The sequence below is a fragment of the Caloranaerobacter azorensis DSM 13643 genome (assembly GCF_900129995.1).
GTDB classification, from domain to species: Bacteria; Bacillota; Clostridia; order Tissierellales; family Thermohalobacteraceae; genus Caloranaerobacter; species Caloranaerobacter azorensis.
Window position 1 is genome coordinate 1 of record NZ_FQXO01000071.1, and the last position, 11,955, is coordinate 11,955.

Consider the following 11,955-nt stretch of genomic DNA (forward strand, 5'->3'; position numbering starts at 1 on the left):
TAATAGTTTACTCAAACTCTAGACTCTTTTTATTTACTAGGCTACGCCTATATTATTTTATCAAAAAAATTTATACTTTCTTAGACAAAAATAAAGGGGCTGCCCCCTTTAATCTCGTCTATTGCTTAATATTATCAATCTCAACAACTGGCCAATTGCAACTAATGTAGCAGCAACATACGTTAAAGCAGCCGCTCTTAAAACTTTTTTAACCGGACTTACTTCTTCATAAGTTATTATACCATTTTGAAGCTGAGCTAAAGCTCTGTGGCTTGCATTAAATTCAACGGGTAATGTAATAACTTGAAAAACTACTACTGCTAAGTAAAGTAATATCCCTAACTGAATCAAAGAATATGCCTGTAAAATAAATCCTGCAAAAATTAATATCCAAACGAATCTAGCTCCAAAACTCGCCACAGGTGCAATACTGTTTCTTAAAATTAATGGGAAATAGTCATTTGCATGTTGTATCGCATGACCAACCTCATGTGCAGCTACTCCTATCGAAGCAACCGATGTTCCACTATAAACTTCTCTTGAGAGCCTTAAAACTTTGCTTCGTGGATCATAATGATCTGTAAGGCTTCCTCCAATTAATTCGATTCTCACATCATAGAGACCATTTCTATCGAGTATCATTCTTGCAACTTGCGCACCAGTATATCCTGAAATGTTTCCGACTCTAAGATATTTATTAAACGTTGTCTGAACTTTAGTCTGGGCATACATGGCAAATATTATCGCAGGCAAAACTAAAATAAAAGTCGGATCTATCCCATAGTACCCATAATGATACATACCTATACCTCCTTCAAATAAAATTTTATAGCTTCTTCTATCTTTTTTATATTAACCCTAGTATCAAAACAAGGTCCATTAGGTCTTTCATTTATAACTCCTATTACCGGTATTTTATCTACATCATTAATTCCACTTACTAAATCTCTTTCACAAGCCACAGCAATAATCGCTTTTGGCCTATTTTTTTTAATCCATTCCCTAGCTAAAGTTCCACCAGTAGCAACAACTGTTTTTACATTATATTCTCTACTTAATTTCAATATATCACTTATATCACATTTACCACACATCTTACAATTATCTATATTATGAGTAATTTTATATTTACAACTTGAATTCTGTAAACAATGAGGTATAAGAATAAGAATATCTTCACTATTTATATTAATATTCTTTGTCATAACTAATAAATTATTTATATCCGCAAAAACTCTTCTAACACTATCCTTGTCCAGTCTAAATACTTTAGCTATAAAAATCAAAATTGGAAACAGAATTTTATTCATTTTTTTTAGATATTGATAACTTATATTTGATAATTTTTTACCACTAGTTAAAATATATAGTAATAATACCCCTATTATAATATTGAAGGCAAAAAATATTAAAATAGTCAAAACAACTAATAGCACTATTTTCGATATATCTACCGAATTGCTAAAAGTCAGATAAAAACCAAAATAAATTATAAATATTAAAGTTATAAATAATATTGACAATGTGATTATAAAACTAAACTTATCCTTTTTCATATAGTTCACTTCCAAATTATTTTAATATTATACCTGTAGGAAATTCATTACCTTTTAAATATTCAGAAACTCTCATTCTTTTCTTATTTGGAAATTGCAGCTCTTTTATAACTAAACAGTCTTTAGCTGTACTAACATAAATTCCTTCATTATCTACTTTTACAACTTGGCCTATATTACCTTCTTTAATCTCCTTACAAACTTCTGTCATAAAAACTTTAACTTTCATATCGTTATATTCAAAATAAGCACAAGGCCAAGGATTTAAACCTCGTACTAGATTATGAATTCTGTCAGCTGTTTTCTCCCAGTTTATCTTACCAATAGACTTATTTAAAATTGGAGCATAAGTAGCTATACTATTATCCTGTGGAATTCTTTTTATTTGCCCTTTTTCAATATAGCGCAAAGTTTCTACAAGTAACTCTGCTCCAATTTCTTTTAATCTATCATGCAGTTGACCAGCCGTTTCGTTTTCACCAATTAAAACTTCTCTTTTAAGAATCATATCACCTGTATCTAATCCTCTATCCATATACATAGTTGTTATTCCCGTTTTCTTTTCTCCATTAATAATCGCCCAGTTTATAGGTGCAGCTCCTCTATAATATGGTAATAAAGAAGCATGTACATTAATACATCCATATTTAGGCAATTGCAGGATTTCTTCTTTTAAAATTTGTCCATATGCTACAACTACTATTACATCTGGCGATATACTTTCTAATAACTCAATAGCCTCCTTTTTATTAACTTTTTCAGGCTGGAATACTTTAATTCCTAACCTTTCAGCTTCAACCTTAACTGGAGGAGAAGCTAATTTTTTCCCTCTACCTTTAGGCCTATCAGGCTGAGTAATTACTAAAGGTATATCATATTTATTTTCATATATTTTCTTAAGTGTAGGTACTGCAAATTCTGGAGTTCCCATGAAAACTACTTTCATACTAACACCTCATTTATTTAAATCGATTATTTTTTTATAACTCTGTCAATAAATAAAATGCCATTTAAATGGTCTATTTCATGGCATAAAGCTCTAGCTAAAAGCCCAGTGCCCTGAATTATTAACTCTTTTCCATTTTCATCTAAATACTTAACCTTAACCTTACTAGGTCTCTTAACTTCTCCAGTTTCACCTGGAACACTTAAACAGCCTTCTACATCAATGACTTCACCTTCCATTGATATAATTTCTGGATTTATTAATTTAATAGGGCCTTCACCAATATCTATAACAACTACTCTTTTTAAAATCCCAACTTGCGGCGCTGCCAACCCTACTCCATCATTTTTATACATCGTTTCTAACATGTCATCTAATAATATCTTTATTCTATCATTAATATCTGTTACTTCTCTCGACTTCTTTCTAAGAATCGGGTCACCCACATATCTTAATTGACGAATAGCCATAATATCATCCTCCTAAATTATACTTATTGGATTTATATCTATACTAATCTTTATATCCTTAAACATTTTATCATTTTTTTTATCAATAACTAGATCTCCAAGTATTTTTTTAACGATTTCCACTTCTTTTTCTATACATTTTATCATAATCTGTTGGCGATAACTATTTCTTATTTTATAAATTGGTGCTGGATTGGGGCCTAAAATTAAATCATTTCGTATTACATTCAAATTTTTCTCTAACCTATTTACTAAACAAAAATAAAACTCCTTCGATGCTTCATTAAGTTTAATCTCATCCTTACTTCCTAATACAATATTTATAATATTTGTATAAGGCGGATAATTAAATTCTTTTCTTATTTTTATCTCCATATCATAAAATTTCTTATAATCATGCTCCTTTGATGTTAAAATACTATAGTGTTCAGGTTCATAAGTCTGTAATATAACTCTACCTTCTACATCACCCCTACCAGCTCTACCACTAACTTGAGTAATTAATTGAAAAGTTCTTTCAGATGCTCTAAAGTCCGGTAAATTCAAACTCATATCTGCAGCTATTATACCAACTAGAGTTACATTTGGAAAATCTAATCCTTTCGAAATCATCTGTGTTCCTATTAAAATATCTATTTTACCATTTTTCATATCACTTAAAATTCTCTCATGACTACCTTTTTTAGTTGTATTATCTACATCCATCCTGGCAACTTTAGCCGATGGAAATAACTTTTTTATATATTCTTCTACTTTCTGCGTCCCTATTCCAAAATATTTTATATATCTACTACCGCATTCAGGACAAGTAGTCGGTGGTTTAACAGACAATCCACAATAATGGCACTTTAAAATATTACTATCTAAATGATAAGTCATTGAAATATCACATTCTGAACATTTAACAACATATCCGCATTTTCTACAAGATATAAAAGTTGAAAATCCTCTTCTGTTTAAAAACAAAATCGTTTGCTTTTTATTATGCAAATTATCTTTTATCGCCTTAAATAGAGATTCACTAAATATTGATTTATTACCTTTTTCAAGTTCTTCCTTCATATCAACAATTTCGATACTTGGCATTTTAGCTTTATTTGCTCTTATAGGCATTTCTAATAATTTAAAATCACCATTTTTAGCTCTATAATAAGTTTCGATTGAAGGAGTTGCAGAACCTAATACTAATGCAGCATTCTCTAGATCGCATCTTTTTTCTGCCACTTCTATGGCGTTATATTTAGGGTTCATGCTCGATTTATAACTATTTTCATGCTCCTCATCAATAATTATTAACCCTAAATTGTTGAAAGGTGCAAATACAGCCGATCTGGCTCCTACAACTATCTTCACCTTACCTTCCTTAATCTTTCTCCACTCATCATATCTTTCTCCAATAGAAAGCCTACTATGCAAAATTGCTACATTATCCCCAAATCTACCCATAAACCTTTCCACAGTTTGTGGTGTTAAAGAAATTTCTGGTACTAAAACAATTGAATCCTTATTTTGTTTTAACATTTTATCAATAAGTTGCAAATAAACCTCAGTTTTTCCACTGCCAGTAACGCCATGTATCAAAAATTTATTTTTATTGTTTTTATATATATCATTAATAATAGTATCTAAACACAATTTTTGATGTTCAGTTAAACTCACTCTTTTATAAGGTGGAATATATCTTTTAATAGGATTTCTATTGACATTAATATCTAATATTTCAATTAATCCTTTTGAATGTAAAGACTTGACAGTAGAATAACCACAATCTGTCTTCATCATTAATTCCTTTAATTTTATATACTCTACATCACTTAATGTTCTTATTACTTCAATTTGCTTATTTGCATTCTTTTTTAAAGAATCTATTATTTCCGTAGTTTTATCCTTATCGAATAATCTCTTTACAAATTTCTCATATTTTTTACCTATACCAGTATCGATTTTGTCAAATAATTCCACTAATCCTCTATCTTCTAAATCTTTTATATGTAAATTAATGTTTTTTATACATAAATCGGTTTTTAACCTATTCAATTCACATTCTTTCAACTCTAATAAATATTCAATTATCTTCTTCTGTTTTTCATCTAATCTGTCTTCATATGCACGATTATACCCTTCTGTAATCCTAATATATTTTATAACTTTATTGCTAATACCGGTTGGCATTATTGTTTTAAATACTTCTATATACTGTGCCAAATATTTATCTTTCATCCACAATCCAAGTTCTATAAGCTTTTTGGAAAGTATTGGAGTATCATCAATAACTTTTTTAATTGGTTTTAATTTATTAGAACTGAAATTTATATCATCAACTATTTCAATTACCAACCCCTCTAATAATCTATTACTCTTTCCAAAAGGCACTAAAACTCTCTTTCCTACTTCTATATAGTTAATTATTTCTTCGGGAATAATATAAGTAAATAATTTATCAGTATTTGTACTTGCATTATCAACTACAATTAAAGCATATTTGTTTTTATGCATACAATCAACCTTTCAAAAAAAGAAAATATAAATTATATAATGGATAAAGAGCTAGATAAATAGCTTTTAGCTAATACCTAGCCCAAATACACATCATGACAATAATTCCTCTACTCTATCAAGAATTATCTTTGCTAACTCTTCTTTTGACATCTGTGGATAATCATTTACATTACCTTTATTATCAATTATTGTAGCAATATTAGTATTGCTTCTAAAACCTGCATTTTTCACTGTAACATCATTAGCTACAATAAAATCTAAATTCTTATTTCTAATTTTCTTAATAGCATTTTCTATTACATCATTCGTTTCTGCAGCAAATCCTACTAATATCTGTTTTTTCTTTAGCTTACCAAAATAAGCTAATATATCTGGATTCCTAACCAATTTGATATTAAGACTTCCATCCTGTTTCTTAATCTTCTTATCACTAACAACTTCTGGCCTATAATCCAATGGGGCCGCCGCTTTTATCAATACATCGATTTCATCGAAATACTCTTCAATTGCTTTTAACATCTCAATCGTTGTATTCACATTTATTACTTTAATGCCATCCGGTTTGTCCAAATTAGTTGGTCCACTTATAAGAATTACATCTGCACCCCTTTTTTTAGCCTCAATAGCTATAGCATATCCCATTTTACCACTCGAAAAATTAGTTATATATCTAACCGGATCTATTTTCTCAATAGTAGGCCCCGCTGTTACAACAATCTTCTTATTCAATAAAGTTCTCTTTGTAAAATGCATTTTTATGTATTCGACAATATCCGCCGGCTCTGCCATTTTACCTTCACCATAATCTCCGCATGCCAATCTTCCTGAAGCAGGCTTAATAAACTCATATCCTAATGTTTTTAACTTTTCCATATTTTCTTTAAATATTGGATTTCTATACATATTTGTATTCATAGCTGGTGCAAAAATTACTTTTGCTTTAGTAGCCATAATGGTTGTAGTTAACATATCATCAGCAATTCCATTAGCTATTTTACCTATAATATTGGCTGTAGCAGGAGCTACTAAAAAAATGTCTGCTTTTTGTGCTAATGAAATATGTTCAACTTCCCATTTTTTAGGTTCGGCAAACATATCAACAGTTACAAGATTTTGTGATAATGATTGAAATGTTAAAGGAGTAACAAATTTTGTAGCCGATTTTGTCATGATAACATCTACATTTGCACCTAATTTCTTCAACCTGCTAACCACATCTACAGCTTTATAAGCCGCTATTCCACCTGTTACTCCTAAAACTATATTAACATTCGAAAGCAATATTATCCCTCCGTTTATTTAATACCTTTTATATCTGGCCTTGAATATTCAATTTTATCTTGATAAATTTCATGAACAGCGATAGTAACCGGTTTAGTCGAATCCGTATTTACTAATGGTTTATCTCCATCTACAATTTGTCTTGCCCTTTTTGATATCATCATTACTAAAGTATATCTGCTATCTACCTTCTTTAATAAGTCGTTAACTGAAGGATATAACATACCTATACCTCCTCATATCTTTTTATTATTTCTCCAAGTCTTTTAACTCTACATCTTTCTGCCTCGATTATAAATTCTATTTTTGAAACGGCCTTATCTACTTCATCATTTATAATAGCATACTCATATTCATTTACATATGATATTTCTTTATATGCACTGTTAAGTCTAGTTTTTAATGATTCTTCTGTTTCTGTACCTCTTTTTTCAATTCTATGCCTCAATTCTTCCATTGAAGGCGGTAAAATAAATATGAAAATTCCATCAGGATATAACTTTTTAACTGACAACGCTCCTTGTATGTCAATCTCTAATAAAACATCTTTACCCTCATCTAATTTATCCAATACAAACTTTTTAGGTGTGCCATAATAATTGCCATAAACATTTGCATATTCTAAAAATTCTTCTTTTCTAATCATATCTTCAAAGTCCTCTTTTGTAATAAAAAAGTAGTTAATTCCATCCACTTCACCATTTCTCGGCTTTCTAGTTGTAGCCGATATAGATAAATTAATGTTTTTATTACGTCTTAATAATTCTCTACATATAGTACCTTTTCCAGTTCCTGAAGGCCCAGATATAACTATCAATAGTCCCTTACTCATACTCTACTCCCCTCTATTCCTTAATCGAATCTACATCATGTGCCTCTCTATTTTCTAATCTATGAGCAACTGTTTCTGGCTGAACAGCAGATAAAATTACATGATCAGAATCTGTAATAATTACAGCCCTAGTCCTTCTACCGTAAGTTGCATCAATAAGCATTCCTCTTTCTCTAGCCTCTTGTATTATCCTCTTAATAGGTGCCGATTCAGGGCTTACAATTGCAACAATTCTATTAGCTGAAACTATGTTACCAAATCCTATATTTATTAACGTAATACTCATAAAAATCCTCCCCTACTCAATATTCTGAATTTGTTCTCTTATCTTCTCAATTTCACTTTTTAACTCTACAACTTTATTCTTTATAATAATATCAGATGCCTTTGAACCGATAGTATTTGCTTCTCTATTCATTTCTTGAATTAAAAAATCTAATCTTCTTCCAACCGGCACATCTGAATCGAGTGCTGAAATCAATTGATTAATATGACTATAAAGCCTTACTATTTCTTCATCTATATTACTCTTATCTGCAAAAAAAGCCACTTCATTTGCAAGTCTACTTTCATCTAATTCATAATTATCTCCTAACAATTCCTCTATTCTATTTTTCAATTTATTCTTATACTCTAAAACAACTTCAGGACTTCTAATCTCTATAGCCTTTACTATATCCATAATGTTTTCCGCTCTCATCTTTATATCTTTAGCTAACTGCTGCCCTTCTCGAATCCTCATTTCAATCAATTTATTAATAGCTTCTTCAAGCCCATTTTTTAAACAGTTCCAAACTTCATCTTCATCTTCTTCTTGTTTTTCAATTTTTATTACATCCGGAAATTTAGCTATTAAATCAATCGTTATTTTATCTCTTATATCCAATTTCTCATTAAGCATTTCAATTGCTTCTTTATACGATTTTGCCAAGGGCAAGTCTACTTGTACCTTAGCTGTACTATCATCCATGTATTCTAAATTTATGTAAACCTCAACTCTACCTCTACTTATTTTATTTTTTATATGTTTTCTTATTCTATCTTCTATATAATTCAAATGTTTTGGCATCTTTATTATTATATCATTATATCTATGATTCACCGACTTTATTTCTACAACAAAATGTCTTACACTATCTCTACTTTCGCCTCGCCCGAAGCCAGTCATACTTTTAATCACCGCATCATCCTCCTAATTTATTATAATCAATTTTAACATAAATTACACTGTTGTCAATCTGTATAAACTGCTACTTATCATAATAAACTCCTTTACAAATAACCTCTGCCGGGCCTGTCATAAAAATTTCATTGTCTCTTTGTTCTATTTCAACTGTACCACCTAACAGATGAACATTGACTTTTTTAGAAGTGTTATATAGAATACTGCCTACAACAGCCGCACTCGCCGCACCAGTCCCACAAGCAAGTGTCTGTCCAACTCCTCTTTCCCAAGTCAATACCTGAAAATTAGTATCGTCAATTATTTGACAAAAATTTACGTTTATTTTATTTGGAAATAGCTGATGATTTTCTATTTTACGCCCTATAACATTTATATCTATTTTATTTAAATCGTCAACAAATATAACAGCATGAACGCTCCCAACTACAACTGCCGAAATTTTAAAAATATTGCCATCAATTTCAATACTTTCATTTAATATTTTTTCTTTATTTGTATTCGCATGTATCATTTCAGATGAAAAATATGCTTTCCCTAAATTTACTTCTATAAAACTAATTTTCTCTTCCGATGAAATAATCCTAGGTCTCATTATCCCAGCTAATGTTTCGACTTCAAATTCTTTGCCTCTAACCAATTTTTCATCAAAAACATATTTAGCAAAACATCTGATGCCATTCCCACACATTGGAGCTTGCGAACCATCAGCATTATAAAAAAGCATTTTAATATCTGAACTAGACGATTGCTTTACTACCATCATTCCATCTGCACCTATTCCAAAATGTCTATCACAAACCTTTTTTGCTAATTCATTATGATCTGGCAAATCTTGATTTATACCATCAAATATAATAAAATCATTTCCTAATCCATGCATTTTTATAAACTCAAGCATAAATATCCCTCCATACATAATTTGTAATCTTCTGTGATCTATATATTATATTATTATATTACTAATTCAACTTCTTACCTCTAAATTGTTACAATAATTTAATATAATAAAATTTTTAATTTAAATAGATTAATAATATGTAAATTTTGATATTTAACATATTTAATGTTATACTTTATTATTATATATAAAATGGAGGAATTAATATGGCCTTAGATGGTATCGTAATAAAAGCTATTATTAATGAATTAAAAGAAACTATTCTTTTCGGTAAAATTGACAAAATATATCAACCTGAAAAAGACGAAATCTTAATAAATATAAGAAGTAATAAAAACTATAAACTACTGATTTCAGCTAGTAGCAATAATCCTAGAATATATTTAACTCATCACACAAAACAAAACCCTATTAATCCGCCTATGTTTTGCATGCTCCTTAGAAAACATCTTCATAGCGGAAAAATCATCAATATTTATCAACCTTCTTTGGAAAGAATAATTGTTATAGAAATAGAATCTTTGGATGAATTAGGTATAAAATCAGTAAAACAACTTATTGTTGAAATAATGGGAAAACATAGTAATATCATTTTAGTAGACAAAAATAACAATAAAGTCATTGATGCAATCAAAAGAATTAGTCCAGATATAAGTTCTAAGAGAGTTATTTTACCTGGCTGTAAATATGCACAGCCACCTTCTCAAGATAAAACCAACCCAATTTCTATAAATGAAAAATATTTTATTCAAAGTATTAATAATGCTAATCTAGGAGAATTAACTTACAAATTTTTATATAAAAACTATATGGGAATGAGTCCGTTGATTGCAAAAGAAATATGTTATAGAGCTAAAATTGATGACAGTACAAAAATAGGTGAATTAAATGAAATTAAAATAAAAAGCCTGTCAAAAGAATTCATGTACGTAATGGATTTAGTAAGAAAAGAGATTTTTACTCCGAATATTATTATCGATACCGAAAAAAATAAAGTTGTTGCTTTTTCATCTATAGATTTAACACAATATAAAAATCTAACAAAGAAAAATTTTACTTCTATTAGTCAAACCCTAGAAGAATTTTATTTAACTAGGGATAAATCAGATAGGTTAAAACAAAAATCTAGTGATCTTAGAAAGGTTATAAATACTAAATTAGAAAGAAATATAACTAAACTTGCAAAATTAAAAGAGGAATTACTTGAAGCTAAATCTAAAGATAAATATAAAATATATGGAGACTTAATTACATCTAATATATATAGAATAGAAAAAGGTCAAAATGAAGTAGAACTAGAAAACTTCTATTCTCCAGACTATTCAATAGTAAAGATAAAATTAGATCCTAAATTAACACCTGCACAGAATGCACAGAAATATTATAAAAAGTATAATAAACTAAAAGTTGCAGAAATGACTTTACAAGAACAGATAACCAAGACTGAAGAAGAGATAAAATATTTAGAAAACATCTTAGTTTGTATGGAAAATTCTTCTGATATTCAGGAATTAGAAGAAATCAGAGATGAATTGATAAAAGAAGGGTATATTAAAGGTAATAATAAAAATAATAAAAAGTCAGAACGAATTATATCTAAACCTTATCACTTTATTTCTTCAGATGGATATGATATCTATGTAGGTAAAAATAATAAACAGAATGACTATTTAACTTTAAAATTTGCCGAAAAAAATGATATATGGCTTCATACAAAAGATATTCCTGGTTCACATGTTATCATTAAATCTAATGGTAAAAATGTACCAGAAAAAACTATTTTAGAAGCTGCTTTATTGGCCGCTTATTATAGTAAAGGTAAAATGTCAAGCAACGTACCTGTTGATTATACGGAGAGAAAATATGTTAAAAAACCAAAAGGTTCTAAACCTGGTATGGTGATTTATGTAAATAATAATACTTTATATGTAACACCAAAAATTGAAGAAATAAACAAGATTAAAAGGGTAGAATAAAATTTCTATCCTTTTCTTTTTGTTAACCCTAATATGATAAATAATAATGGTACTATTAATGTTAAACATATTCCAAATATAAAATGCTTTAAATATACAAAATAAATATTTGCAGGTAATATTAAAAAAAGTAAACTTCTAATTAGAAATATAGATAAAAGTCCAATTAAATATTTTGCTATCTGTTTTAAAAATGAGTTGTATTCATTAAAATTTATATACACCACTTTACAAGAAATAAAGAGTTAGCTTCCATAAAGTAGAAAAATCAGACATCTAAATCCTAGGAATACTAATCATAACTAAAAAAA

12 protein-coding genes are annotated in these 11,955 nt (G+C 28.9%); 1 reads left to right on the top strand and 11 read right to left on the bottom strand.

Annotated elements, in window-relative coordinates; translation table 11 throughout:
- Positions 1-108: 108 nt before the first annotated feature.
- The 11 genes from BUB51_RS09995 to dapF form a co-directional block, all read right to left on the bottom strand.
- Positions 109-801, bottom strand: coding sequence for a zinc metallopeptidase (locus BUB51_RS09995; protein WP_073197491.1), 693 nt, complete (start codon positions 799-801; stop codon positions 109-111).
- Positions 802-803: 2 nt separating this feature from the next.
- Positions 804-1,556, bottom strand: coding sequence for a DUF116 domain-containing protein (locus tag BUB51_RS10000; RefSeq protein WP_073197493.1), 753 nt, complete (start codon positions 1,554-1,556; stop codon positions 804-806).
- A 16-nt stretch (positions 1,557-1,572) separates the two neighbouring features.
- Positions 1,573-2,502, bottom strand: coding sequence for a methionyl-tRNA formyltransferase (gene fmt / locus BUB51_RS10005; protein ID WP_073197496.1), 930 nt, complete (start codon positions 2,500-2,502; stop codon positions 1,573-1,575).
- Between the two features lie 26 nt (positions 2,503-2,528).
- Positions 2,529-2,972: a peptide deformylase gene (gene def / locus BUB51_RS10010; protein WP_073197498.1), complete on the bottom strand. Its 444-nt coding sequence runs from the start codon at positions 2,970-2,972 to the stop codon at positions 2,529-2,531.
- Between the two features lie 12 nt (positions 2,973-2,984).
- A complete protein-coding gene (gene priA / locus BUB51_RS10015; RefSeq protein WP_073197500.1) occupies positions 2,985-5,468 on the bottom strand; it encodes a primosomal protein N' in 2,484 nt (827 codons plus the stop codon).
- A 93-nt stretch (positions 5,469-5,561) separates the two neighbouring features.
- Positions 5,562-6,752 (bottom strand): bifunctional phosphopantothenoylcysteine decarboxylase/phosphopantothenate--cysteine ligase CoaBC, encoded by a 1,191-nt coding sequence (gene coaBC, locus BUB51_RS10020; RefSeq protein ID WP_073197502.1) that lies wholly within the window; start codon positions 6,750-6,752, stop codon positions 5,562-5,564.
- A gap of 14 nt (positions 6,753-6,766) precedes the next feature.
- Positions 6,767-6,976, bottom strand: a complete 210-nt coding sequence (gene rpoZ / locus BUB51_RS10025; protein ID WP_035161998.1) for a DNA-directed RNA polymerase subunit omega — start codon at positions 6,974-6,976, stop codon at positions 6,767-6,769.
- Positions 6,977-6,978: 2 nt separating this feature from the next.
- Positions 6,979-7,584: a guanylate kinase gene (gene gmk, locus BUB51_RS10030; RefSeq protein ID WP_073197505.1), complete on the bottom strand. Its 606-nt coding sequence runs from the start codon at positions 7,582-7,584 to the stop codon at positions 6,979-6,981.
- Positions 7,585-7,597: 13 nt separating this feature from the next.
- Complete coding sequence (gene remA / locus BUB51_RS10035) at positions 7,598-7,870, bottom strand: extracellular matrix/biofilm regulator RemA (RefSeq protein ID WP_035161993.1); 273 nt, start codon at positions 7,868-7,870, stop codon at positions 7,598-7,600.
- Between the two features lie 12 nt (positions 7,871-7,882).
- A complete protein-coding gene (locus BUB51_RS10040; RefSeq protein WP_035161991.1) occupies positions 7,883-8,764 on the bottom strand; it encodes a YicC/YloC family endoribonuclease in 882 nt (293 codons plus the stop codon).
- 70 nt (positions 8,765-8,834) lie between these two features.
- Positions 8,835-9,668 (bottom strand): diaminopimelate epimerase, encoded by an 834-nt coding sequence (gene dapF / locus BUB51_RS10045; protein ID WP_073197507.1) that lies wholly within the window; start codon positions 9,666-9,668, stop codon positions 8,835-8,837.
- Between the two features lie 206 nt (positions 9,669-9,874).
- On the opposite strand from dapF, the gene BUB51_RS10050 reads away from it, so the two are divergent.
- Positions 9,875-11,644 carry an Rqc2 family fibronectin-binding protein gene (locus BUB51_RS10050; protein WP_073197508.1) on the top strand — a complete coding sequence of 590 codons (1,770 nt, stop codon included), beginning with the start codon at positions 9,875-9,877 and terminating at the stop codon, positions 11,642-11,644.
- Positions 11,645-11,955: the final 311 nt, after the last annotated feature.

What these genes read in the sequence shown, in the direction of transcription:
- BUB51_RS09995 (WP_073197491.1), bottom strand. Translation starts at nt 801, where the DNA reads ATGTATCATTATGGGTACTATGGGATAGATCCGACTTTTATTTTAGTT.
- BUB51_RS10000 (WP_073197493.1), bottom strand. Translation starts at nt 1,556, where the DNA reads ATGAAAAAGGATAAGTTTAGTTTTATAATCACATTGTCAATATTATTT.
- fmt (WP_073197496.1), bottom strand. Translation starts at nt 2,502, where the DNA reads ATGAAAGTAGTTTTCATGGGAACTCCAGAATTTGCAGTACCTACACTT.
- def (WP_073197498.1), bottom strand. Translation starts at nt 2,972, where the DNA reads ATGGCTATTCGTCAATTAAGATATGTGGGTGACCCGATTCTTAGAAAG.
- priA (WP_073197500.1), bottom strand. Translation starts at nt 5,468, where the DNA reads ATGCATAAAAACAAATATGCTTTAATTGTAGTTGATAATGCAAGTACA.
- rpoZ (WP_035161998.1), bottom strand. Translation starts at nt 6,976, where the DNA reads ATGTTATATCCTTCAGTTAACGACTTATTAAAGAAGGTAGATAGCAGA.
- gmk (WP_073197505.1), bottom strand. Translation starts at nt 7,584, where the DNA reads ATGAGTAAGGGACTATTGATAGTTATATCTGGGCCTTCAGGAACTGGA.
- remA (WP_035161993.1), bottom strand. Translation starts at nt 7,870, where the DNA reads ATGAGTATTACGTTAATAAATATAGGATTTGGTAACATAGTTTCAGCT.
- dapF (WP_073197507.1), bottom strand. Translation starts at nt 9,668, where the DNA reads ATGCTTGAGTTTATAAAAATGCATGGATTAGGAAATGATTTTATTATA.
- BUB51_RS10050 (WP_073197508.1), top strand. Translation starts at nt 9,875, where the DNA reads ATGGCCTTAGATGGTATCGTAATAAAAGCTATTATTAATGAATTAAAA.